The organism is Pseudalkalibacillus sp. A8, assembly GCF_045920555.1.
GTDB lineage: Bacteria > Bacillota > Bacilli > Bacillales > Fictibacillaceae > Pseudalkalibacillus.
The window spans coordinates 1,267,851-1,291,722 of sequence record NZ_CP174509.1 but is presented as its reverse complement, the minus strand read 5'-3'; the positions used below and the strand labels follow the sequence as shown (position 1 = coordinate 1,291,722).

General features: G+C 41.0%; 31 protein-coding genes and 1 pseudogene. 13 read left to right on the top strand and 19 right to left on the bottom strand.

Annotated features, from left to right (window positions below; translation table 11 throughout):
* Positions 1–11: 11 nt before the first annotated feature.
* Together ACJROX_RS06770 and ACJROX_RS06765 are read right to left on the bottom strand one after the other, a co-directional pair.
* Positions 12–233, bottom strand: coding sequence for a helix-turn-helix domain-containing protein (locus ACJROX_RS06770; RefSeq protein ID WP_408009989.1), 222 nt, complete (start codon positions 231–233; stop codon positions 12–14).
* 10 nt (positions 234–243) lie between these two features.
* On the bottom strand, positions 244–723 hold the full coding sequence (locus ACJROX_RS06765; protein ID WP_408009988.1) for a DUF2975 domain-containing protein: 480 nt from the start codon (positions 721–723) through the stop codon (positions 244–246).
* A gap of 546 nt (positions 724–1,269) precedes the next feature.
* Here ACJROX_RS06765 and ACJROX_RS06760 point away from each other — a divergent pair.
* Both ACJROX_RS06760 and ACJROX_RS06755 read left to right on the top strand, forming a co-directional pair.
* Positions 1,270–1,980 (top strand): diphthine--ammonia ligase, encoded by a 711-nt coding sequence (locus ACJROX_RS06760; RefSeq protein ID WP_408009987.1) that lies wholly within the window; start codon positions 1,270–1,272, stop codon positions 1,978–1,980.
* A gap of 145 nt (positions 1,981–2,125) precedes the next feature.
* On the top strand, positions 2,126–2,566 hold the full coding sequence (locus ACJROX_RS06755; RefSeq protein ID WP_408009986.1) for a transposase: 441 nt from the start codon (positions 2,126–2,128) through the stop codon (positions 2,564–2,566).
* Between the two features lie 11 nt (positions 2,567–2,577).
* Here the strand turns inward: ACJROX_RS06755 and ACJROX_RS06750 are convergent, their stop codons facing one another.
* The 5 genes from ACJROX_RS06750 to ACJROX_RS06730 all read right to left on the bottom strand — a co-directional run bounded on the left by ACJROX_RS06750 (position 2,578) and on the right by ACJROX_RS06730 (position 4,601).
* On the bottom strand, positions 2,578–2,826 hold the full coding sequence (locus tag ACJROX_RS06750) for a hypothetical protein (RefSeq protein ID WP_408009985.1): 249 nt from the start codon (positions 2,824–2,826) through the stop codon (positions 2,578–2,580).
* Between the two features lie 12 nt (positions 2,827–2,838).
* On the bottom strand, positions 2,839–3,051 hold the full coding sequence (locus ACJROX_RS06745; RefSeq protein WP_408009984.1) for a DUF6366 family protein: 213 nt from the start codon (positions 3,049–3,051) through the stop codon (positions 2,839–2,841).
* 433 nt (positions 3,052–3,484) lie between these two features.
* Positions 3,485–3,724 (bottom strand): hypothetical protein, encoded by a 240-nt coding sequence (locus tag ACJROX_RS06740; protein ID WP_408009983.1) that lies wholly within the window; start codon positions 3,722–3,724, stop codon positions 3,485–3,487.
* Positions 3,725–3,847: 123 nt separating this feature from the next.
* A complete protein-coding gene (locus tag ACJROX_RS06735; RefSeq protein WP_408009982.1) occupies positions 3,848–3,976 on the bottom strand; it encodes a hypothetical protein in 129 nt (42 codons plus the stop codon).
* A gap of 346 nt (positions 3,977–4,322) precedes the next feature.
* Positions 4,323–4,601 carry a hypothetical protein gene (locus ACJROX_RS06730; RefSeq protein ID WP_408009981.1) on the bottom strand — a complete coding sequence of 93 codons (279 nt, stop codon included), beginning with the start codon at positions 4,599–4,601 and terminating at the stop codon, positions 4,323–4,325.
* 530 nt (positions 4,602–5,131) lie between these two features.
* Here ACJROX_RS06730 and ACJROX_RS06725 point away from each other — a divergent pair.
* A pseudogene (locus ACJROX_RS06725) lies at positions 5,132–5,551 on the top strand (DNA-binding domain-containing protein); the annotation flags it as partial.
* A gap of 120 nt (positions 5,552–5,671) precedes the next feature.
* Here ACJROX_RS06725 and ACJROX_RS06720 read toward each other — a convergent pair.
* Together ACJROX_RS06720 and ACJROX_RS06715 are read right to left on the bottom strand one after the other, a co-directional pair.
* Positions 5,672–6,130, bottom strand: coding sequence for an SRPBCC family protein (locus tag ACJROX_RS06720; protein ID WP_408011598.1), 459 nt, complete (start codon positions 6,128–6,130; stop codon positions 5,672–5,674).
* Positions 6,131–6,463: 333 nt separating this feature from the next.
* A complete protein-coding gene (locus ACJROX_RS06715; RefSeq protein WP_408009980.1) occupies positions 6,464–7,876 on the bottom strand; it encodes a sigma-54 interaction domain-containing protein in 1,413 nt (470 codons plus the stop codon).
* Between the two features lie 327 nt (positions 7,877–8,203).
* On the opposite strand from ACJROX_RS06715, the gene ACJROX_RS06710 reads away from it, so the two are divergent.
* The 6 genes from ACJROX_RS06710 (at position 8,204) to ACJROX_RS06685 (ending at position 13,124) form a co-directional block, all read left to right on the top strand.
* Complete coding sequence (locus ACJROX_RS06710; protein ID WP_408009979.1) at positions 8,204–9,406, top strand: ornithine--oxo-acid transaminase; 1,203 nt, start codon at positions 8,204–8,206, stop codon at positions 9,404–9,406.
* A gap of 37 nt (positions 9,407–9,443) precedes the next feature.
* The gene (locus ACJROX_RS06705; protein WP_408009978.1) at positions 9,444–10,736 is read left to right on the top strand and encodes a Glu/Leu/Phe/Val family dehydrogenase; all 1,293 of its coding nucleotides are present in this window, start codon (positions 9,444–9,446) and stop codon (positions 10,734–10,736) included.
* A 55-nt stretch (positions 10,737–10,791) separates the two neighbouring features.
* Positions 10,792–11,046, top strand: a complete 255-nt coding sequence (locus ACJROX_RS06700) for a biotin/lipoyl-binding protein (protein ID WP_408009977.1) — start codon at positions 10,792–10,794, stop codon at positions 11,044–11,046.
* 177 nt (positions 11,047–11,223) lie between these two features.
* A complete protein-coding gene (locus ACJROX_RS06695; RefSeq protein WP_408011597.1) occupies positions 11,224–12,567 on the top strand; it encodes a YjiH family protein in 1,344 nt (447 codons plus the stop codon).
* A gap of 30 nt (positions 12,568–12,597) precedes the next feature.
* Positions 12,598–12,915 (top strand): arginase family protein, encoded by a 318-nt coding sequence (locus ACJROX_RS06690; protein ID WP_408011596.1) that lies wholly within the window; start codon positions 12,598–12,600, stop codon positions 12,913–12,915.
* Positions 12,912–13,124: a hypothetical protein gene (locus ACJROX_RS06685; RefSeq protein ID WP_408009976.1), complete on the top strand. Its 213-nt coding sequence runs from the start codon at positions 12,912–12,914 to the stop codon at positions 13,122–13,124. The genes ACJROX_RS06690 and ACJROX_RS06685 overlap by 4 nt, the downstream gene beginning before the upstream one ends.
* Before the next feature lie 90 nt (positions 13,125–13,214).
* On the opposite strand, the gene ACJROX_RS06680 is transcribed toward ACJROX_RS06685, so the two are convergent.
* The 3 genes from ACJROX_RS06680 to ACJROX_RS06670 all read right to left on the bottom strand — a co-directional run bounded on the left by ACJROX_RS06680 (position 13,215) and on the right by ACJROX_RS06670 (position 14,567).
* Positions 13,215–13,676, bottom strand: coding sequence for a group II intron maturase-specific domain-containing protein (locus ACJROX_RS06680; protein WP_408009975.1), 462 nt, complete (start codon positions 13,674–13,676; stop codon positions 13,215–13,217).
* Positions 13,643–14,026: a VOC family protein gene (locus ACJROX_RS06675; RefSeq protein WP_408009974.1), complete on the bottom strand. Its 384-nt coding sequence runs from the start codon at positions 14,024–14,026 to the stop codon at positions 13,643–13,645. Before ACJROX_RS06675 ends, ACJROX_RS06680 begins: the two co-directional genes overlap by 34 nt.
* A gap of 130 nt (positions 14,027–14,156) precedes the next feature.
* Complete coding sequence (locus ACJROX_RS06670) at positions 14,157–14,567, bottom strand: Lrp/AsnC family transcriptional regulator (protein ID WP_408009973.1); 411 nt, start codon at positions 14,565–14,567, stop codon at positions 14,157–14,159.
* A gap of 117 nt (positions 14,568–14,684) precedes the next feature.
* Between ACJROX_RS06670 and ACJROX_RS06665 the strand changes: the two genes are divergently transcribed.
* Positions 14,685–15,446 carry an MBL fold metallo-hydrolase gene (locus ACJROX_RS06665; RefSeq protein WP_408009972.1) on the top strand — a complete coding sequence of 254 codons (762 nt, stop codon included), beginning with the start codon at positions 14,685–14,687 and terminating at the stop codon, positions 15,444–15,446.
* Positions 15,447–15,656: 210 nt separating this feature from the next.
* Here the strand turns inward: ACJROX_RS06665 and ACJROX_RS06660 are convergent, their stop codons facing one another.
* From ACJROX_RS06660 to ACJROX_RS06630, 7 genes are all read right to left on the bottom strand, one after another.
* Positions 15,657–15,785 carry a hypothetical protein gene (locus ACJROX_RS06660; RefSeq protein ID WP_408009971.1) on the bottom strand — a complete coding sequence of 43 codons (129 nt, stop codon included), beginning with the start codon at positions 15,783–15,785 and terminating at the stop codon, positions 15,657–15,659.
* Positions 15,786–15,933: 148 nt separating this feature from the next.
* Entirely contained in the window at positions 15,934–16,272 is a 339-nt protein-coding gene (locus ACJROX_RS06655; protein ID WP_408009970.1) for a hypothetical protein, read from the bottom strand.
* Between the two features lie 31 nt (positions 16,273–16,303).
* The gene (locus tag ACJROX_RS06650) at positions 16,304–16,513 is read right to left on the bottom strand and encodes a transposase (protein ID WP_408009969.1); all 210 of its coding nucleotides are present in this window, start codon (positions 16,511–16,513) and stop codon (positions 16,304–16,306) included.
* A gap of 96 nt (positions 16,514–16,609) precedes the next feature.
* Positions 16,610–17,119: a YbaK/EbsC family protein gene (locus tag ACJROX_RS06645; RefSeq protein ID WP_408009968.1), complete on the bottom strand. Its 510-nt coding sequence runs from the start codon at positions 17,117–17,119 to the stop codon at positions 16,610–16,612.
* An 86-nt stretch (positions 17,120–17,205) separates the two neighbouring features.
* Positions 17,206–18,654, bottom strand: a complete 1,449-nt coding sequence (locus tag ACJROX_RS06640; RefSeq protein WP_408009967.1) for an SLC13 family permease — start codon at positions 18,652–18,654, stop codon at positions 17,206–17,208.
* On the bottom strand, positions 18,626–19,846 hold the full coding sequence (locus tag ACJROX_RS06635; RefSeq protein WP_408009966.1) for a glycerate kinase: 1,221 nt from the start codon (positions 19,844–19,846) through the stop codon (positions 18,626–18,628). Before ACJROX_RS06635 ends, ACJROX_RS06640 begins: the two co-directional genes overlap by 29 nt.
* Before the next feature lie 165 nt (positions 19,847–20,011).
* Positions 20,012–20,917 (bottom strand): hypothetical protein, encoded by a 906-nt coding sequence (locus tag ACJROX_RS06630; protein WP_408009965.1) that lies wholly within the window; start codon positions 20,915–20,917, stop codon positions 20,012–20,014.
* Positions 20,918–21,118: 201 nt separating this feature from the next.
* On the opposite strand from ACJROX_RS06630, the gene ACJROX_RS06625 reads away from it, so the two are divergent.
* From ACJROX_RS06625 to ACJROX_RS06615, 3 genes are all read left to right on the top strand, one after another.
* Positions 21,119–21,325 carry a VOC family protein gene (locus tag ACJROX_RS06625; protein WP_408009964.1) on the top strand — a complete coding sequence of 69 codons (207 nt, stop codon included), beginning with the start codon at positions 21,119–21,121 and terminating at the stop codon, positions 21,323–21,325.
* Between the two features lie 278 nt (positions 21,326–21,603).
* A complete protein-coding gene (locus tag ACJROX_RS06620) occupies positions 21,604–22,569 on the top strand; it encodes a threonine/serine dehydratase (protein ID WP_408009963.1) in 966 nt (321 codons plus the stop codon).
* 82 nt (positions 22,570–22,651) lie between these two features.
* On the top strand, positions 22,652–23,857 hold the full coding sequence (locus tag ACJROX_RS06615) for a DHH family phosphoesterase (protein WP_408009962.1): 1,206 nt from the start codon (positions 22,652–22,654) through the stop codon (positions 23,855–23,857).
* Positions 23,858–23,872 lie beyond the last annotated feature (15 nt).

The following is a 23,872-nucleotide window of genomic DNA, read 5'->3' as shown; positions in this document are numbered from 1 at the left end:
TTTGCCTCCAACTAAACTTGATCGTCTTTCTCACTTTTATATTCTAAAATATCACCAGGCTGACACTCTAATGCTTTACAGATTGCCTCTAAGGTTGAAAATCGAATTGCTTTTGCCTTCCCATTTTTCAATATGGAAAGATTAGCCATCGTTATTCCAACCCTCTCCGAAAGCTCTGTCACGCTCATTTTCCTTTTAGCCAGCATTACATCAATATTGATAATAATCGCCATGTTATTCACCTCAGACCGTTAAATCATTTTCTGATTTTATATCTATGGCTTCTTGTAAAAGCCTTTGGAGAACAGCAGCAAAGACAGCAACCACCATTGGCGCAAACGTAAGAACCATTCCGATTACGATGACGCCTGGGGCATCGTCTTTCTCCCCTATAAGATAGAAGAATGGCATGCTGACCAGATACAAGACACTGATAGTGATTGCACAGAATTTGATATTCCTCAAAGCTCTTACAGACAATTCCGAGAACGCTTTGTTCTTGTCAATATAGCTCAGCAATCGGAACGCCTGATACAATGCGATGAAAAATGGAATCGCCGATGCATACATACATATCAAGACTGGATATACCAAATATGCAAACTCCCAATTATTTTCTGATACATCACTGGCGATCCATGGCAACAAAAATATGCACATTGCAAGAATCGGAATTGCAAGAAGAAAAACAACCACCTTTAAAAAGAGTGTTCCTCGTTTCATAAAAAGCACCTCGCTTCTTTATTTCGATTTAAATTTAACACATAATTTATCGTTTTACAATAAATAATTATTCACTTTCATTATATTATTATTGTTAAATAAATATCCTTTATAATTTTAGAAAAAATAAAAAACATTCCTCATAAAGAAATGCCTCTATAACTTTAAACTATTCAATTTAAAACTTGTTCAATTAACCTGCCCAGTTCTTATGTATGTATGGTTCAAGTGCTTATTCAGCAATTGCTTAATGGAAGATCGTTCAGATGACTACTGTGTAGTGACTTCAAGTAAAGCCTCCTTTAACGTAATGACTCATCTTTTCACTGTTGACAATGAAGTAGTTTCTTTGAGATGAACATCTCTTTTATTCATTCTTAGTATTTCAAGTTCTTTTTTGTATCAGGATGCAGTAATATCTTATCTGTAGGGTCCAATCGTGATAGAATTAAACAAAAAGAACTATGAAACCTCATATATAATATTTGAAATTGGCTAATAATAGACATCGTGAAAAAGCCAGTAGAATAAAGGGGAAAGAAATGAATGGCTGAATTAATGGATTGGAAAAATGGTGCTCGCGGGCATAAATTTATAACTTCTTTTAGCGGAGGAAAGGATAGTGTCTTAGCTCTATATAAAGCAGTAAAAGTTGGAGAAGCGGTTGGACTGGTCGTCATGCTAGAGGAAGAAGGGAATCGTTCCAGATCTCACGGAATGCCTCCGGAACTTATACGTGCCCAAGCTGAATCTATAGGTTTGCCCGTATATGCTGCAGCTGCAAGTTGGACAGATTATGAAAAAGTATTTATGCACCTTTTAGAAAAAGCAAAAAATCAAGGAGCAGAAGTGTTGGTAACTGGAGACCTGGACATGCCTGCTCATGGCTGTTGGCATGAAAAGGTTTCGAAGAATGCTGGATTAAAGCTTGGGATGCCTTTATGGGAAATGAATCATCGTGAAGCTGTCAAAGAGTTCATTAATCTAGGATTTGTAACCATAATTGTAACTGTTAATTTATCATTAGGAATGCGAGAAGACGATTTAGGGCGAACGTTAACCCATGAATACGTGAAGGAGCTCGAAGCTCGAGGTATTGACCCCTGCGGAGAAGGTGGAGAGTTCCATACCACAGTAGTAGATGGGCCGATTTTCAAACATCCTATTCCAGTTCGTAAATGTGAGATTATTAAGGACGGAGAGTATGCTTTTTTGCCCTTGGAGCTAGATCAGATGGCGGATATGGGCACCTTATAAAGTCTCAAATAACATAAAAAGACAGTTTCCACCCAGGATTACAGGGTCTGTCTCTTTTCAAAAATATCAAACACGCAAGAATGCCTCTGGCTACGAACAGAACTTAAAGATTTATGAATGCGAGGATTGTACGGGATGACCATTGATGCCGAAATGTACGAAGGCGAAAGGCAACCGTCAAGTTCATTGGAATCCGATTTTCGAAGAAATGAAAGTGAAAGCGAAGGCAGCCCTTGAAAGTGAAGAAAACGTGGTAAAATACGCTCAACGTAAAGTTGAGGTCGAAAGCGTTTTTGGTCACATCAAGGGCAATCGGTCGTTCCGCAGATTTTCTTTGCGGGGTCTCGACAAAGTTCACGTCGAATTCGGGATTGTAGCATTAGCCCATAACCTACTGAAAGTAGCTGGTCTAAGAATGGATACTTTCCAAGAAAAGACAAAAACAAGGCCAAGTAGGACGAAAAACGCTACTTGGTCTTGTTTTATTTTAGGACTTATCAGACGGCCCCTTCTTTTTATCCAATTAAAGTGCCCGTTTGTTGAAGATCATCACAATGACTTATTGAACAAAAGCACCATTAGTTAAGTAATAACCCCTTACACTGTTTGGAAAGCTAGAAAAATAAAGACAATAGAAGCCAGCAGTAATCCCGATACTACCACCCTCTTACCAGTTTCACTTTTAAAAAATAGATAAGTAAACCCCACATAAATAAGAGTAGCAACTGTAAAAAATGCTATACCTGATATTAACTTTTCATTTGTATAATTACCAAAAATAAAATGTATTATTGTTATAGGATACGATATACAAGCAATTAAATAGTGGAGTTTTCTTGTTTCCACTTAGACCCCCCTTTAACTAAATAACGAGACAGTTAAAAAAATCAGGATCAATATAATTATTAATAATCCTGTACCTTTCAAACCTAAATTACCAACCAAATCAGCAAGGTTACTACCGTTTGCTCTGTTAGAAGCATCTCTCATATTCCCAACAGGATTATTCTTAAGTTCTTTATGCCATAATCGTTCTCTTTTTACTTTAGGAATTTCTCCGTTATTTTCCACCCAAACACCTCTTCAAAACTCAAGCATTATCCCTTGTTAGAATACTAAATTTCTGTACCTTTCCTATTTATTTACGATTATAAACCAGGTAAAGTTTCAGTCCTAATTGGAGAATCTTGCCTTCATAGAAAGAGGCGTAATCCTTTTAGATTACGCCCCGATTGTAGAAGATCGTTTATTTTTGAAGAAAAAAGCACCCGTTTTTTTAATATGACCTTATCATTTGGAATCTTTTCGATTAAGAAGGGCGTTCTTTATATCCATGAAAATGCCTCAATTCAATGTTAATTGCAAAGGCTTTATCGATAGAAGATAAAACATTCATTTTCTTGTAAAATAGGAACGACTAAATCAATAAAGTCATCAAATCCTGAAGGATGCTCCTGTCTTATCAGCAATAATCCATCGCACCTGCCTCGTACCAACATAAATCCTAAAGGGTTTTATAAATGGCGTTCTCCAGTTTGTGCTGCTTTTTCCACTGCATCAAGAAGCTAGAAATTCTAATGCTTTGGTGCTTGATTTCCGCCTTGTTGCCATTGTTGAAGGCATCAGTTGAAGTTTTTGAAAGCTCTGCGTATTTTCCTTCAATATTGGTAATGATCTTTTTGTGCTCGGCAACAGCTGCAATAGATGAAAGTGAAGCCAGCTTTTCTTGGACTTCTTTCATCATGGTCAGTGCCTGATCTTTGTTCGCATCGCTTGAATTGTACGTATAAAAGGTCGTGATTAACGGCCTTTTGAGCCAGCCTCTTTTAATGTGCGTAGATAAGGTCTGACCACCTTGTATTAATTTTTAATAATAAATCACTTCGGTCAGGATTTTACATCCTTTGATTTTCGTGAATTTCTCTTTTGCTTCTTTTTTACTGTAAAACTCAAACATTTTAATGTTGTTATTTGAATGAACCGTAATGATCCACACGGTAATTTCCCTCCTTTCCAAGATAATCGTTTCACTTTTCTTGTAGTCATCGAAATCATTCACCTTCGTGAAGCAGACCACAGCGAATATTTTCTTAAATTAATCTGCATCCATAAATGGATATGCAATTTCTGTAGTTGTAGCAAAGATTTCTTTTTATAATACGAGGACTTGTCTAACGAATCATGTTAAATACAGAACCTGTTTTATCGTTTGTACCAGAACCACGAGAACCACCAAATAGTTGTTAATTAATCACCGAACCAGTTGGTTTATCACTGATATCGATATCCTCTTCAGACCTGTAGAGATAGGATTGGATTACAGTTCCCATATTTTCGTACTTCTACCGTAATGCTTTATAAACCTCAAGGATGGCATCGCTTCTAGAAGAGTCTTCCATATGGTTACCGTGTTTATTTTCCATAACGATGTCATGGCAGATATCCAAGCCTAATGATGTCAGTTTCACAGACATTTCAGTATTCAGCTGATGATGTACGATCAATCGAATGCCTTGGATGCACTCTATAGCATGTTCTCGTGCAAATTCGACAGAATTGACCAATTCACCCAAGTTATCGACTGTAACCTGAAATCCCTCACGGTTCAATTGAGGAATCAATGGAATTGCCTACGAGAACGTTTCTCCTCCTATAATCTTATCGGCCCCGAATCCTGTTCCCCAACGTTTAGAGAATGATTCAAAACCTTTTGTTGGAGAGATACAAGAAGAAGCGCTTGCTTATGGCTTCCAAGATCACCACACCTTCTTATTTTGTTTTTTTCCTGTTACCCTGGAAAGGGAAACGAATAATTTGTTCAACTATTTTATCTATTAAGAAAATTATATCGATGACGAACATATAAACAACGTACTCAAGCCACAATATTTTCGTGTTTGTTTTATGGTTGAAACACAAAAGGGAATAGTCAGATTCGTGTAAAGGAATTTTATATTAGTAAGCTATTAGAAGTAATGCTATGTTCAATTCAACGACCGGAACATTCTGAATGTCTTCCCCAAATTGCTTGATAGCGTTTTTTTTGCCTCCTTTTTTAATGCTGGCTGCTCATCTGCTTCCCAGCATTCTGCATTCTTGAGACCTTCGATATTGGAAGCCGAAAACACGGGGTTTTTTCCTGCTTGTTTCTGCTTCCAATAAAGATTTACTTGATATACTGGATTATTTAGATCGATATGTACAGGATCATATGCTTGAAAAAGGATTTCCGCCCCTTAAAGAGATTTTTCTGAACATTGCTGAACGAAAACTTGGCTCATCACAAACAGAGCAGGAATTAAAAAAAGAAATCAAAGCATCTGAACAACGGGTGCGCAGAGCGATATACCAGTCCTTGAATCATTTGGCCTCTCTTGGACTAACAGATTTTTCTAATCTGAGGTTTGAAAGCTACTCTTCCAAATTCTTTGACTTTACAAGTGTCAGGAAAAAGATGACAGATTTAAAGCATAATTCAAAATCAGCATCCTCCCCAACTCGAATCAATACGAAAAAATTCATTCAAGTTCTCTATTTTGAAGCAAAACATCTATATTCGAAGCCGAATTGAGGAATAGATTAGGAACAGGAAAACCTGTAATCAGTAGGTTGTCTAATATCTATCTTTACTATCTTTTTTCTTTTAAATAACACAGTATTTCAGTTTACTTCAATGGTTGTAGCTCGAAGTCTACCCTCGGGACTGTTCTATCAAACACCTGTCTAGCTGTTCAAGCACTAACGGCCATGCCTGTTCATGCTGGTCCTTTGATTCCTCATCTGGAAACCCTGCGTGTGTGAGACGTATTTGGGTGCCATTGCCGTATTGTTCAAGTTCAACTGTAACAACGGTCTCAGCTCCCTTTGTTCCCCTGGCGCCAGTTACCCACGTTATTTTGACGAGACGGTCTTGCTCAAGCTTCAGAAATCGTCCGTAATGAGGATGACGTTTATCTTCAAATTCAGTTTCAAAAAAGAAGGCTGTGTTTACTTCTCCCTGCATAATTACGCTCCCAGGTACCGCGAACCAACGGTCAAACTGGTTTGTCCATGCTTGGAAAAGCACATTTGGGGGTATTTCCATTATACGTTCTACTGTTAGATTATAAGGTCTTGTTGAAAGGTCAGGTATGCTAATAGGTTTCATAATTATTCCTCCAATTTCATTTTGACTTTCATCTGAATTTTAACACAAATATCCAATTTTCTTGAAAGGTGTTGCTGCTCTACAATCTGGCCCTATTCTTTAATAACTAAACTCGTTATGGACGTACTCGTGATTTCGGTCTCTTTTTTCCCATCAAAGGGTACAATTGGTGGATTACCGTTTGCATCATACTGATAGGTCACGTTTGGTCTGGCGCTATCCGCTATAAATGTAGATCAAACTGCTCGGCGTGATGCGGACAACTTTGATTTTTAAAACATGCTTAAGCTGGCCCAATGCCGGACCAGCTTTTTAAAGAGGTATTTCTAAAAAGAATTACAAATTAAATTTTTTTAGTCGGTATTGCAAGCTTTGTCTACTGATGCCAAGAATTTTTGCAGCTTGTGAAATATTGTTGCTGTTTTCTGCTAGAATTTGTTGGATATAAAACTTTTCCACTTCTGCGACTTTGTCGCGTAATGTTTTTGAGGAGTGATTGCTTCCAGCGAGATCTTCAAAGTCCTTTTGTGGAAACAGCTCATCATTCTTCTGATATCTTTTACGGAATCTTACGGGAAGGTTTTCGACAGTAATTGTTTCTTTATCCATAATCAGGTTCATCGCGCCTTCAATCGTATGCTCCAGTTCTCTTACATTTCCCGGCCAATCATGTTGGTTAAGCAGATGATTTACTCCTTCGCTGATTCCCTTCACATTCATTTGAAACAAAGCATTATATTTTTCTATAAAACTTTGAGTCAGAAACCAAAGGTCTTCTTTTCTCTCACGAAGAGGCGGTATAAACAAGGTTACAACGCTAAGGCGGTAGTATAAATCCCTTCTCAGCCGTTCATTTGCAACGGCATCAATCGGATCCTCATTAATGGTTGCGATAATTCGGACATCTACCTTTTTGTCTTGTGTATCCCCGACCTTTCTGATTGTTTTATCCTGGATTACTCTTAATAGTTTTGCTTGCAGGGAAGGATTTAAGGAGTTTATTTCGTCTAACAGCAGTGTCCCGCCATCAGCTTGTTCAAATAGGCCAGGTCTGTCCAATGCGCCTGTAAACGCGCCTTTTTTTGTACCAAATAAAAGGCTTTCCATTAAATTATCCGGAATGGCTGCACAGTTTTGAGAGATAAATGGAGCGGAAGACCGGTTGCTTCCATTATGAATGCTCTGCGCAAATAATTCCTTTCCTGTTCCGGTCTCACCTACAATAAGTACCGATGATGATGTCCGTGTTGCTCTTTTTGACTCTTCAATAACTGTCTGAATCAGCCCGCTCTGCCCGATGATTTTGTCAAACGTAAATTTAGTATTTTGTTTACGGAGCACGTTTTCTTTAATCACTTGCTCCAGTTGTGTAACATCTTTTACGATCTCAATCGCTCCAGTAATCTCTCCGTCTTTGACTATTGGAAAGGTGTCGTTGATGGTTGTGATTTCTTTACCTTTATTATTAAAATAAGTTTGTTTCTTATGCTTTGTGGTTTTACCCGTCTTTAAGGCTTCAACAAGTGTACTGTTTTGATTATCCGCGAACATGAAGACATCCAGCAAATCTTTATTAAGTACATCCTCACTGGCCATGGATTCGATCTCCATCATCTTTTGGTTGTAAATGATCGTCTTTCCTTTTTCGTTTATTATGTGAACACCAATATCGATTTCATCAAGCAGCTTTTCATATAAGTCATTCATACTGATCAGAGCCTGAACGTCTTTCAAATCATTTGGCGACATAAGAACCCCCCCCTTTGAATATACCCTCTCCATTTATTTTAATAGAATCAGAATCAAACCGCAAAATAAATTGGCGTTTATTGAGATGGTTTGATAATTTCCGCAAATTTTTTTTGCGCTTTTTTAAAGAGGTAACTGTATCCCTAACGGTTTTTCGATTGGCATGAAACTTGCATTAAGAATTGAGAGAGAACAAAACTGGAGGGATTATATTGTTGACACCTTATAAACACTAACCATGGAGCGATTGTTGCTTCATATGCAAGCACGAACAGTTTCTAAAATGTATTAATGGCTGATTTAAAAATTTTCAAGGAGGAATGAAAAATGGCTGCAACGATAACATCAAAGGATATCATGGAACAGACTTCACAATATGGAGCAAATAATTATCATCCGCTTCCGATCGTTATTTCAAAAGCGGAGGGCGTATGGGTTAAAGATCCCGAAGGCAATAGATATATGGATATGTTAAGCGCATATTCCGCTGTAAACCAGGGACACAGGCACCCGAAAATTATTCAGGCATTGAAAGACCAGTCAGATCGCATCACCTTAACATCACGGGCCTTTCATAATGATCAGCTTGGTCCATTTTACAAAAAGGTATCGGAGCTGACCGGTAAAGACATGGTTCTTCCGATGAACACAGGTGCGGAAGCTGTTGAAACTGCTGTAAAAGCCGCACGCCGCTGGGCATATGAAAAAAAGGGGGTTGCAGAAGGGCATGCCGAAATCATCGCCTGTGAAGGCAACTTTCACGGCAGAACGATGACAGCTGTGTCACTGTCTTCAGATCCGGATAACAAACGCGGCTTTGGCCCGATGCTGCCGGGTATTAAAGTGATCCCTTACGGTGATATCGAAGCGTTAAAAGCTGCAATTACACCAAATACAGCCGGATTTCTACTCGAACCCATCCAGGGTGAAGCGGGCATTGTCATGCCGCCAGAGGGTTTCCTGAAAGAGGCATATGAAGTGTGCAATAACCAAAACACTTTATTTATTGCTGATGAAATCCAAGCAGGGCTCGGTCGCTCAGGGAAAATGTTTGCCTGTGACTGGGAAGACGTGTTGCCTGACATGTATATTCTCGGAAAAGCGCTTGGAGGCGGTGTGATGCCAACTTCTTGTGTTGCGGCAGACAAAGATATTCTTGGAGTATTTAATCCGGGATCACACGGTTCAACGTTTGGCGGAAATCCACTCGCTAGTGCTGTAGCTGTTGCCGCATTGGAAGTCATTGAAGAAGAAAAACTAGCTGAACGTTCGCTTGAACTCGGTAACTATTTTCAGGAGAAGCTGAGAGGCATTGATAATCCTGCGATTAAAGAAGTGCGTGGGAAAGGGTTGTTTGTCGGCGTCGAACTGCACGAGCCTGCCCGCCCTTACTGTGAAAGACTGAAAGAAGAAGGGCTGCTTTGCAAAGAAACACACGAATATGTCATTCGTTTTGCGCCGCCACTTGTCATCAGCCAGGAAGACCTTGATTGGGCAATAGAAAAAATTTATCACGTTTTATCCAAATAATACGAATTTACTTTTGATTCCAAATGAGGTGTGAATAATGGGAACAGCAGCGGTACTCAATCGCGAGCAGCGACAACACAATCAAGAAAAAGAATCACTCAACCTTTTCAACTCAACACAGACTGTGATCAAGGAAGCTCTTGACAATCTGGGTTACCCTAATGAAAGCTTCGAGCTGCTTAAAGAGCCGCTTAGAATGTTGACAGTGCGTATTCCGGTTCGAATGGACAACGGTTCGATTAAAATCTTTACGGGTTATCGTTCTCAACATAACGATGCCGTCGGTCCCACAAAAGGTGGTGTCAGATTTCACCCCGAGGTAAATGAAGAAGAAGTTAAAGCTTTGTCGATGTGGATGAGTTTAAAATGCGGTCTCGTTGACTTGCCATACGGCGGGGGAAAAGGCGGAATCATCTGTGACCCGAGGGAAATGTCTTTTAGAGAACTAGAAGGTCTGAGTCGGGGTTACGTTCGCGCGATCAGTCAGGTGGTGGGGCCGACAAAAGATATTCCGGCACCTGATGTATTCACAAATTCACAAATCATGGCGTGGATGATGGATGAATACAGCCGAATACGCGAATTCGATTCACCGGGATTTATCACGGGAAAGCCGGTTGTCCTTGGCGGTTCACACGGCCGTGAAACCGCAACTGCACGCGGGGTAACAATTTGCATCGAAGAGGCTGCAAAGAAAAAAGGAATCGAATTGCAAGATGCTCGTGTTGTTGTACAAGGATTCGGCAATGCAGGAAGCTTCCTGGCCAAATTCATCCATGATGCAGGTGCAAAGGTGGTTGGCATTTCTGATGCATATGGTGCACTTTATGATCCGGATGGTCTTGACATTGAATATTTACTGGACCGTCGCGACAGTTTTGGCACCGTAACAAAGCTGTTTAAATCAACAATCACAAACAAAGAACTGCTTGAGAAAGATTGCGACATCCTTGTCCCGGCGGCGATTTCTAATCAAATTACAATTGATAATGCCAGCAATATTAAAGCTTCAATTGTGGTAGAAGCCGCCAATGGCCCGACAACACTTGAAGCAACCAAAATATTATCGAAGCGGGGAATCCTTCTTGTCCCAGATGTTCTCGCAAGCTCCGGAGGGGTGACGGTATCTTACTTTGAATGGGTGCAAAACAATCAAGGATACTATTGGAGCGAAGAGGAGGTTTCGACAAGGCTGCGAAACGTTATTGAAGATGCTTTCAGGAAGGTTTATTCAGCAGCGCAAAACCATCATGTTGATATGCGCCTGGCTGCTTATATCATTGGAATTAGAAAAATGGCGGAAGCTTCCCGATTTAGAGGGTGGGTATAGTAGCGGTCAATAGAATTGCATGAAAAACAAAATCTCTTGAAGGAAGGGTGAGCCGGTGAAGGAAATCTATCAAACCGTTTATAGTCCTTATTATGGTTCTGTCGAAAAAGTACTTGTTAATCAGAGTTCTCATGTATACGAATGGGAAACATTGTTTTTAATTAAGACAAAAGAACAAACAGAGGTAGAGGTTTCCATTGGGGTTAGCGGCTATATTACTTCAGTGAAAGTTGCACAGGGTCAGGAAGTGACTCCAGATACGGTGTTATCTACACTAAGAGATGATTTGAAAATTACTGGAAGCGATTAAGCTGTTTATTAAAGGGGGAACGACGCTTCCCCCCCTTATTTTTCATCAATAATGAATGATTTTTAAAAGGATATGAATGCGCTTCCAAAAAAGCGGGAGAAGGGAGTCTAAAACATGAATGAGCCTGCCCCAGGGTATGAAAAGATTTTGAAACAGAATGATTCACAAGACGATGATATGAAATTCCGTAATAGCAGGGAAGACTTGTTGAAATTTCTGATTCCGTCATTAATCGGGATTATGCTGTTCATGATCCCATTTAATTTTCAAGGAGAAATTACGATTCCGGTTGCTTTGTTGGCAGGCTGGGTACAAGAAACGTTTGCCTCCGCAATACCGGGTTTTATGACTGCTGTCATAACGTTGACGGCCGTGGTTACTGTCACTTCAAAACGATTTAAACCTTCATGGATTATGAATAGTCCGTTTTTAAAGGGGCTTTTTGATGTAACTCCTATCTGGGTATTGGCACGAATTCTGGGAATGGTTTTCGCCGTCTTGATATTATTTCGAATCGGGCCGGAGTGGATTTGGTCTGATTCAACGGGCGGACTTCTCCTGTATAGCCTAATTCCTGTTCTTGCCGCTGTGTTTATATTTGCTGGATTATTTTTGCCGTTGTTGCTTGACTTTGGATTACTCGATTTGTGCGGAGCGCTGTTAACAAAAATAATGAGGCCCATTTTCACCTTGCCCGGACGTTCCTCGATCGATTGTTTAGCCTCGTGGTTGGGAGACGGTACCATTGGAGTGCTCTTAACAAACAAACAGTACGAAAACGGTTATTATACAAAAAGAGAAGCTGCCGTGATCGGGACAACCTTCTCTGTTGTCTCGATTACATTTACTATTGTCGTACTAACTTTAATGGAACTGCAACATATGTTTTTCCAATACTATTTAACGATTGTCTTAGCCGGTCTTGTTGCAGCTCTGATCTGCCCGCGCATCCCACCGTTGTCAAAAAAGGCGAATCACTACTATGAACAAGCCGAAAATCAGTTTGACGAAGAGATTCCGAGTGACATTTCCTCATTCAAATGGGGATTGAATCAAGCAACAACCCAGGCAAGAAAAACAAAATGGACTTCCGTTATTAAAGGCGGCGGAAAAAATGTTGTCGACATGTGGATGGGTGTGATTCCGATTGTGATGGCGATTGGAACTGTGGCCTTAATTATCGCGGAGCATACACCAGTATTTGAGTATCTCGGTGCCCCGTTTGTACCGTTACTTCAGTTGATGAACGTTCCTTATGCAGCCGAAGCGGCTCAAACGATGGTAGTCGGATTCGCCGATATGTTTTTACCGGCGGTTATTGGGAGTGAGATCGAAAGCCCGTTAACACGATTTGTTATTGCTTGTGTATCGGTCACTCAATTAATCTATATGTCCGAAGTGGGCGGACTCTTGCTTGGATCCAAACTGCCAGTCAATTTTAATGACCTGGTAATCATATTTGTTGAACGAACATTAATCACATTACCGATTATTGTTTTTATGGCACACGTATTCTTTTAACGTAGATAAATTGTTATTTATATGAAATAGATTTTTCATCGACCGTTATGCGGGGATCTTTCAACGACGAAAGCGCTCGATCATCACATTGAAGATCTTGGAGATATTACAATTGACCGTCCAAACAATAATGCATTCGAAACGCTGGATGATGGTCAATTAAAAAACGTAAAGAAAGTCTCAGAGGTGAACAAGGCACTTTCTGAATCGGTTTCCGGGGTCATTTCGAATAACGGTTTTCCACTTGTGATCGGAAGAGATCATAGTATTGCAATCGGCTCACTTGCAGGGATTTCACAACATTATCACAACCTCGGGGTTATTTGGTACGATGCCATACTGACTTGAATACAGCCGAGACATCTCCAAGCGGGAATATTCATGAGATGCCGCTGGCTATCAGTCTTGGGATTGGACATCCTGAATTAACAGAAATCAATGGTTTATTACCAAAAGTGAAGCCCGAAAAACATTTTCATCATGGGTGCGCGCTCTTGATCAAGGGAAAAAGTTCTTATTCGCGAAAAGGGCTTCGTGTTTACAAATTGACCGTCTAGGGATCTAAGTTGATTAATCGAGTAGGAGGGGGTGACTAACCCCTGAGCTCTCACACCATCGTACGTATGGATCCGTATACGGCGGTTTCTCTAAGATTGATGTAAATATTGATATCTTTGATACAAGCTACACAACCCTAGGCGATTCCAATAGGAATTGTCTAGGGTTTTCTTGAGTATTGGACTACCAGAAATGCGCCAATACGACTTCCTTGAGTATGCCCATTCATAGACCTTTCCTCTTGGCACACCGAAACCTACTAGTTTCCTCTTACGCGTCTTCGATAGTTTCCAGTCTTTCCATACACCCATCCTCAAACGTCTTCGAATCCACTTGTCTAACTCGTGGAACACACTTTGGGTGTCCATCAGGGCAAAGTATCCGCACCATCCTGTAAGATATTGATTCAACCTATACAGTCGGTGTGCTATACTCCACCCTTTCGACCTGGTCGTCAATTCCCGGCCTTTATCTTTCGCGATCGCAACTTTTCTTGTGGAGACGGTAAAAACTAAAGTTACTTCTGCGCTATTTGAATAAGATTGCCGCATGTATCATCGAAGACAGCCACTGTGACTTTGCCCATTTCTGTCGGCTCCATAATAAAGTTCACGCCGAGTTTCATTAATCGCTTGTACTCTTTGCGAATATCTGCAACGCCAAACATTGTTGCTGGGATGCCATCAGCAAATATCTTCTCTTGATACTCTTTGGCGGCAGGATGGTCATTCGGTTCGAGCAAAAGCTCAGTACCGTCTTGATCATCGTGAGAAACAAGCGTTATCCACCTAAATTCTCCGGCGGGAACGTCATGCTTTTTTACAAAACCAAGCATTTCTGAATAAAACTCTAATGCCCTGTCTTGATCTTGTACGAAAATACTGGTAACAATGTTATTCATATTATTTTTGCCTCCTTTGAGATCACATCAATCTTCAGCTCTCGCCCGCTTATATGGAAGAATCAATATTCTCTTGCTGGTGAGCAGAACAATTTCACCATTTTCTTAAATATCCCATTTTTAATTTGAATTATTTACTAATAACAATAGATAATTTATAGTTTGCATGCTTGTTTAACTCGGTTAAAAACTCATCTAATTGTTCATGGGAAGGAAATTTACACTCAAGAATATAACAACCATCCCCACTAATTTTATAATTGTTTATTACATATTTCCTTTGAGTTTCTATAAATGAGAGATAAGGTTGATGATACGTATTTTTCGTATAAATCGAAATCAAAGCATGGATAAAATACCCTAACTTAGCTTGGTTGACCTTAATAGTATAACCCTCAATCACTCCATGATCTTCTAATTTGGCAACCCTGGTTGCAGCTGCTTGTCCTGTCAAATGAACTTTATCTCCTAATTCTTTCATAGTAATACGACTATTGTTAAATAACTCGTCTAGTATCCGTATGTCTGTGTGATCTAGCATTAAATCAAAACCTTTCAAAATTCAAGTTAAAATGGAAAAAGACTTGATTTTATCTGTGTAATTGTTAAGTGATCATAGTATAAACTATACGTAAATCAATGAAATGGAGTGTTAATTATGGATATTAGACATATCCGAAATGCGACCATAGTTGTTAAATTTGCAGACAAGAAATTTTTGATAGATCCAATGTTAGCTGAGAAAGGGACATACCCTCCTTTCCCCGATTCAGCAAGACAAGATCAGAATAATCCTTTAGTTAATTTGCCAACTTCAATTGACAATATTATTAAGAATATAGATGCTGTGATTGTCACTCATTTGCATTTAGATCATTTTGACGAGGCAGCCAAGGATGTATTACCAAAAGATATAAAAATGTTTGTGCAAAATGAAAAAGATGCTGAAGAAGTGAGAAACGCTGGTTTTCAAAATGTAGAAGTCTTAACAGAAGATACAGTATTTGAGGATATCCAATTGGTCAAAACAGTCGGCCAGCACGGTAGAGGTGAAATCGTTAAACTTGCAGGTGAAGTTTGTGGTGTGGTCTTCAAACACAAAGATGAAAAAACTCTATATGTAGCGGGAGATACAGTTTGGTATGAAGAAATCCAAAAAGAAATTGATACGCAAAAGCCAGAAATCATTGTCGTAAACGGCGGGGACAATCAATTCCATGAAGGCGGTTCTCTTGTAATGGGGAAAGAGGATATCCATGAAGTCTACAAAGCTGCATCTAACGCCAAAATTATCGTTGTTCACATGGAGGCGGTCAACCACTGGACATTATCCAGAAAAGAGTTAAAGAATTTTATTAACAAAAACGAAATTTCCTCTAATATATTAGTGCCGGATGATGGTGAATCATATTCTTTTTAACTATTTTTAAGTGCTGCTGACTGAAGGCTCATTAAGAAAAGATTATACTGATAAGCATGATATACTCTAACACAAACTCGATGATAAAACCTAACCTATAGAAAAACTGATGATAATTTCAAAAAAGGTGCACAACTCTCTATTGAGTTAGTGCACCTTTTACATCTTATTATATTCTTACCCTTTTCGGCTATAAATAAGGAAGTAGCACTAACCCCGGATATCCATGGCTACTTGCGGAAAAGCATCCGGAAAGTTGGCTGTAACGCTTTGACCGACCAGTTTGAATTCCCTCTCCATTACTTCACATTCAAATAATGCTTTTGTTCTTTGTTGCATGTCATCCTTACTTTCGAAAATTTTCCAACAACCTGGACAAGAGAAAAAGACCATACCTATTTGAGGTTATGGTCCTTGGTGTTTTGTGTAATTTACTTAAGCTAAGTAGAGATTCTACGCCGCCCAGGTTTTTCCTTCTTAGTGCCGATCAAATAATTCTCCTTACCCAGAAATAAAGGAGAATCAAAAGAATTTCGAGTATGGCTAGTTTCCACACACGTGATGTCTTCTCAGCTTTCTTGAATTCTATCAAGATTTCAATTAAAAGGACAGCCATGGTTACAAAAAGTAGCGCCTCGATCATGACAGCGACAAACATGAAAATGTACCAATGGACGAAAATAGATAGACCGATTCCTATCCCACAGATGATGAACATCGGCAGCAGCTTCGCTTTCAGCGATTTACGATTCAGAAAAGCCCAGACCTGGTAAAGGCCGAAAGCTCCAAATAATAATCCATACTCAATCATGAAAACAGGATCCATACGTATGTCTCCTTATCGCTTTTTTTATAATTTAATAGACGCTTCCGCCATGATTCCGTTTCATTCTTGCAATATTCCACCCACAATTTCTCCATAACCGCTTCAAATGGACCCATTTATATATGTCTGAAGTGGAGAGTCCTAACTTTTTCGATAGAGTCAGAACGGATTCATCTCCAGAATTTACTTTCATAACGATTTCTAATTTATCTTCTAAACTATATTTAGACCTTTTGGACATACAAAATGCTCCCCTCAAGCAACGATGGTTGTTTTAATTTTACCATTGTGTACTTTAAGGGGAGCATATCACATTGGATAGCGTCCTTTTTTTCAGTTATGACTCGGCTACAACAGTTTCCTCAGAGGGTTCTTCCGCCCACCCTTTACACACATCCACCCACTCTTTTGCAGATGAATACTCGAATAGCTCCTCTGGTGTCAGTTTGATTGCAGAGTTGGTGCTTCCACATGCAGGGAAAAGGGACTCGAACCGTTTCATTGAAATATCTAGATAGACGTCCATTTCTTTTGCCAATCCGAACGGGCAGACGCCACCCACGACATGGCCCGTTTGTTCCAATACTTCATCAGGCTTGAGCATGCGTGCCTTGATTCCTGTGAACTGTCGGAATTTTTTGTTATCGATTTTCGCATCTCCTGCCGCAACGATCAGGATATCTTTATCTGCCGGCCCTCTGAAAGACAGCGTCTTTGCAATTTGCGCTGGCATGACTCCGATCGTTTCAGCTGCCTCTTCAACCGTGGCACTCGATGTTTCGAACTCCATCACATCATCTTCCCGATTCCACTTTTTAAAATGGTCTTTTACACTTTCCAATGACATATGTATACATCCTTCCTACCGATATTAAGTAAGATGATAACATCCTTTAATACGGCAGAGCAAAATATAAATTTTAACTATTCCCCTTAAAGAGTCAGTCCAGTCCAACGCCAATAGGTGAAATAGAATAAAATCATCAATGCAATGTAGATGACGGACAGCACTTTGCTCAATTTTTGTAATTCAACTGCTTCAAAGCCGCCTTTTTCCCCTGAAAAGATGAGGAGCGCTTTAGAACTTACTGGAAATGTGATGCAATAATTCATTCCGACGATCAACAGAAAAACGAATGAAATAACGTTGATGTTCTCTGTCACTGCCATTGATAAAAGAGGCGGCACCAGGATGACTACTCTCATCGTATGAGAAGTAATGTATAAATGGGAGGTGAGACTGATGACAGACATTAGAAGCAAAGTGATGAATTCTGCTTGAAACAAGACACCTTCTGTCACTATCAGCAAAGAATCCATGATCCATTCCGCAGCCCCAGTTTTGATCAAGGCTTCTCCAAGCGAGACAGCTGCACCCACAAAAAGGATCAGACTCCATGACACCGCTTCCATTCCTTTTTTCCAATCAAGCACCCCTAACTTAGGCAGGACCAGTATCAATGCACCTTCCATGATGACCGTTGCAATCTCTATGCCATGCAGTTTTTCTGTCATCCAAAGGACCACCATCAAACTGAATACAGATAAAACCACTTTCTCCTTATCGGAAAGGTTTATCTTTTTACCTTCCCGATCCTCCATCTTGGGAATCACCTTACGTCGAGTTTCAGCATCCAGAAACATGTACTGGATGACACCACAAGTCAGGAATCCTGCTATGAGCACGAATGGAACGCCCCACACCATCCATGTAAGAAACGATATTCTTTCATGACCGAACTTTTCCAAATAGTCATTGGCAATCAAATGGGAACTAGCCCCGATCAATGTAGCACTGGTGGCAATCAAAATGATGACAGGAATCAGAATGGACAAGCCTTTTTGCACTTTCCGGTTCTTCATCACGTTCGACAGATCCCGATAGATTGGTAACATGACAGATGCACGGCCCGATGTGGAAGGGATGAAAAACGTAAGCAACTGGATCACGATGGTCAGCAAAAAGAATAGTCCTGAAACTGAATTTGCTTTTGAAAGCAACAAGGTGACAAGCCGGCTAGCGAGCCCAGTACTTTGCATCGCCGCTCCTACAATGAATGCCCCGATCATTAGCCAGATCACGTCTGATGACAAGGAAGAATACAACAATTCCTGATCTGCAGCCCCTGTCATGGTTAAAAACAAGACGGACCCGATAGCCACAATCGCTGGCGGAACGGGTGTCGCAACCCAGCAATAGGTCGCCACCATGAACGTGATGATCGCCAGTTTTCCATCAAGCTTCAATTCAGCAGGTAGGATTAATAAGAATACGCTTAGGCCGGCTAATAATATCCAAGAACGAGAGAGATTGTTCAGCCAGCCATATTTCATTTCTTTCCTTTTTGCTCTTCTATCTGATCGGGTCAAAGCCGGATTCATGATATGCCCTCCTATTCAATACGAAGGATGGTACGCTGGCTGCGAGTTCAAACCCCACAGAGAGCATCCTCATGGTGGTTTCAGTACTTTCGATCACCCATTCCTCGGTTTTCTCCATCGCTTTTTCAAGGCTCAATGGCGATTGGAGGATACTTGTGAACACGTCGATTCCATGGTGATAATTCACTTGTGCGTCCTTACCGATGGTGCCTGCTATAGCGATTACAGGTTTGCCGAATGTTTTTGCTTTTGCCGCGACTAATGCTGGAATTTTCCCACGCGGTGTTTGAAAATCAATGCTGCCTTCTGCCGTCAAAACCAAGTCTGTCTTCTGGAGGTGCTCATTGATATCCATGTAATCCATGATCAGATCGAATCGGGGATGGAGGACCGCACCGAGCAAAGCTTGCAGACCTGTTCCGAGGCCGCCGGATGCTCCCCCGCCCGGCATTTCACGGACACAATACCCTGTTGTTTCCTTGATTTTGGCTGCATAGTGTTCGAGCCCTTCATCTAGGAAAGCGACCTGCTGATCTGTTGCTCCTTTTTGGGGTCCGAACACTCTTGCCACTCCGTTCGTTCCACAAAGGATATTGTGCCAGTTGCACGCAACATCCAGTCTAGTTTTGTTTAACCGGGAGTCACACCGCGTCAAATCGATCGAATCGATTTCCTGAAGGCTTACAGCCCCTTTTTTTACATCAATCTGTTTCATTTTTTGATCGAAGAAACGAATTCCAAGTGCCTCTGCCATGCCGATTCCCCCATCGTTGATCCCAGAGTCGCCACACCCTATCAAAATCCGCTCCGCCCCAATATCCAGTGCAGCTTTTATGAGTTCTCCTACACCATATGAAGTAGTAAGCAACGGATTTCTTTGATGTCTAGGTACCAGTTTCAATCCTGCTGCAGAAGCCATTTCGATGACTGCCGTCCTGTTTTGTGTTTCACCGAGAAAGCCGATCGATGCTTCCACTTTTTTCCGGATAGGACCTGTGACGACGACTGTATGCAGTTCTCCTTTGGTCCAATTGACCATCGTCTCCGTAAAGCCTTCTCCTCCGTCTACTAGTGGGAGTGTGGTAACCTTGGCGTCGGGGATTACATTCAAGATCCCTTTTTTCATGCTAGTTGCAATTTGATCCGCTCCCAAACTTTCTTTAAAACCGGATGGTGCCACTAATATATTCATTTCTTTTTACCTCCCTCATGGTTCTATAAGGAGATTAACCTGCTCACTTTAAGAGACAATGAAAGGAAGATTAGAAAACCATTAGAAAGCTTTATTAAAACAAAAAAAGTATCGGCTTAAAAACCAATACTTAAATGTCAGGGCAATCTTCTATATAACAAATCACTATTCGATATCGATCTGCCACTTGCCTTCGGATTTAATGCTGATGATATATACTGCATCATCTTGAACCTTTTGTGCTGTCGATCCGCTATAAGTTCCGATTTCATTCGCTAAAAGAACTGTACCGTTCGCCATGACGTTGAAGTTGCTGTCACCTTTGTGGTCGAAATGGAATCTCTTCATGCCGGAGTCAATATGGACGAAGCGGACATCATCCCCTGTCCCGCTGATCGATCCTGATTCCGATTCTTCCGGTACCTCTTGAGAACCATTTACTAACCAGGCACCGTTTGCTTTCACATTGAGCATATATTCTCCAGCTGCAGGGATACGAGCCATCGTCTTCCCTTTATACGCACCGATATGATTGATCAGAAGCTCTACATTATTTCCGTTCTCATCAAGCAATTCGACAATGAAGTTGCTCGTGCCGTTATAAGTTGCATCAAACACGACGAATCCTGCTTCAAGCTCGAACATGTCTGTAGCTGTGTCGCCGCTTCCACTGTTTTTCAAAGCTTCAGCTTTTCGTTTCGCTTCTTCTGCTTCTTTTTTCTTACGCTCTTCTTCCTCTGCTTTTTTAGCAGCTTCTTCTTCTTTACGTTTTGCTTCCTCTTCAGCTTTCGCTTTTTCTTCGGCTTCCTTTTCTTTCGCTAGTTCTTCAGCAGATTTTTCGTCTTTCTTATCTTCTTGCCTAGATGTTTCCTCTGCTTCCACTTCAGTACTAGCTGTTTCCGTTTCTGGCGATGCCGAACTAGAAACCGCAATGACAAATATGACGAAGCTTCCTGCTGCGAACAGGAGCATTTTTTTCGCTTTCCCTGTTTTCTTAAGCTTGGATACGATCGCCATCACGATAAAAGCGATGACTGCGATGAATCCCACAAATGCTAAAAATCCTGCCATTTCCCCTTCCCCCTTGTTGTTGTAATCTTGCTGCTTGGCAGTAAGTCGTATAAATAGACCGATGTTAATATTACAATAGTTTTACAAATATTACAACTGTGTTCTGTAATTCAGAAGATGTTATGTTCTGGAGCTTAAATTGTTTTAATTACAAGTTTTTTTACTTTTTAAAGAAATATATTTGAGAAAATTGTAAGGAGGATGTTCCATGAGCCGATCTTAATCAATGAAATCCATTTTTTCAGGATCCTTGTTAATGACTTGTCTGAGTCTGTTACATGGTACACAGAACGCCTGGGGTTCACCTTGAGGCATAATGACAGTAAGCTAGCCTTAATGTCACTGGAATCCTGTCCTCTATTCGTTTGGCCAAATCGGATCAAGATTCCAGGGGGCATTTCACGATAAATGGCCAGCCGAAGTTTTCGGTCGGTTTTATAACCTCAAATATTCAGGCATTGCACAATGAATTGGCCAAACAGGGGATTGATGAAATCCAGGAGGATAACGGCCATTTTTACTTCCATTTCTTTGATCCGCGGCAACAAACTTCAAGAACATTATTAAAAATATGGTGAGTCCGGTATTTACTGGTCTCACTTCATTTCGTTTACCGCCCACAAAGGAAAACCACCTGTTTTTCTAGAAAAAGGATTAAACCAAGAATTTAAAAAGGAGCAGATGAAATGATTACGATCCAGGATATACGAAATGCCCAGGAAAACATTCAGGACACAATCAATGCCACCCCCATCCTTCAATCTGGACAGCTTTCCCAGCTTTGCAGAAACCAGGTCTTTTTTAAATGTGAGCATCTTCAAAAAACCGGCTCTTTCAAAATCCGTGGTGCAACGAACAAAGTGAAGCAGGTTGTGATGGAAGGCGCGAAGCTGGTCACGGCTGCCTCTTCAGGAAACCACGGACAGGCGGTTTCTTTTATCGCCCAACAGCTCGGAGTCCCAGCAACAATCGTCGTTCCAACAGATGTGAATCCCTGTAAAATGAATGCAATTGATGCGTATGATGGAAACATTGTGAAATGCGGCACCACCTCTGCTGAACGGATACCTAGGGCTATCGAGATTGCCGCGGAACAAAATGGTCTCTTCATTCCTCCGTATGATGATCCTTACATCATGGCTGGCCAGGGGACCACAGGCCTGGAAATACTTGAACAAGTACAGGACGTAGATGCAGTCATCGTCCCGATTGGAGGCGGCGGGCTTATTTCTGGCATTTTGACCGCCATCAAAGAGACCAACCCGAACATCAAGGTCTACGGGGTTGAACCTGAGACTGCGAACGATACCTTTTTATCATTTCAAAACGGACGGATCACTTCGATTACACCAACTTCTACAATCGCGGACGGACTCCGTGCCACCCAGCCGGGAGACATGACGTTCCCTGTCATGCAGAAATACTTGGACGATCTTGTCTTGGTGACCGATGAGGAAATCCGCCGCGCGTTCAGCGTTGTGATGGAACGGATGAAACAGATCATCGAACCATCAAGTGCGGTGACGGTCGCTGCTTTAATGAATAAAAAGCTCCCGCTTGAAGGAAAAAAAGTCGTGACGGTGATTTCAGGCGGAAACGTCGATCTTGCACGGATCAGTGAATTGATGATCGGGACAGAAAGGATATACTAAAACACTTTTTCATGAATAGTCCACTCCTTTTTCAACAACACTATAACAGCTTAGAAACTATTGTCATTCAGGGGAGATTATCATGTATAAATTGTTCACTCATAATGATTTGGATGGTGTTGGCTGCGGCATTGTAGCTAAAATTGCATTCGGTGATCGTGTGGATGTCCGTTATAACTCAGTGATGGGGCTGGATTTCCAAGTGGAGCGGTTCCTTGAACGGAAAGATGAGAAACAGAATAAAGACACGACTTTATTCATCACAGACCTCTCCGTCAACAAAGAGAATGAAGAAGGGCTCGACGCTTATGTAAAAGAAGGCGGAAAAGTACAGCTGATCGATCATCATAAGACCGCGTTACACTTTAATGATTACGATTGGGGACATGTGAAAGTGGAATATGACGATGGCCGGCTGGCTTGTGCTACCTCTCTTTTATATGGTTACCTCGTCCATCATCAACTTCTGGAACCTTCCGCTGCGCTAGAGGAATTCGTCGAGTTGGTCCGTCAATATGATACGTGGGAATGGGAACAGAACGATAACATCAAAGCGAAACAGCTGAATGATTTGTTCTTCATGGTGTCGATCGATGAGTTCGTTGAGAAGATGGTACCCAGACTTGAACGTATGGACCATTTCGAATACGATGAATTTGAGCAAAAGCTTCTCGAAATGGAAGAAGATAAGATTGAACGTTATATTAGAAGGAAAAAACGGGAACTTGTCCAAACATTCGTCGGAGATTATTGTACAGGTATCGTCCATGCCGAATCTTATCATTCGGAACTCGGCAACGAACTAGGGACGGCGAATCGCCATTTGGATTACATTACGATTTTGAACATGGGCGGAAAGAAAATCAGTTTCCGGACAATCCATGACGATGTGGATGTCTCGGCGGTCGCAGATTTTTTCGGGGGCGGTGGTCATGCGAAAGCAGCTGGATGCTCTATGAATGAAGAGTCCTATGAACTATACGCCAAAGCAGCTTTCATCATTGAACCGATGCGTCAAGACGCATTCCGGAACCATTATAATCTGAAAGAAACCCCTCAGGGCTGTCTGTATGAAAATCGGAATGAAGACCGCCTCTTTATTTATGAAAAAGAACCGGAATACTGGGCAGTCGAACTGAATGGGGAGCGTATTGAAGATCGATATTCAGATTTTGAAGAGGCAGAACGATTTGTCAAACGGCAACATTCCGCATGGCTTAGCCGTGACGAGCATTATGTCGACTATTTAAGAGAGTTTATGATGAACAATAAGAAAGGAACTGACTAAAAATAGTCAGTTCCA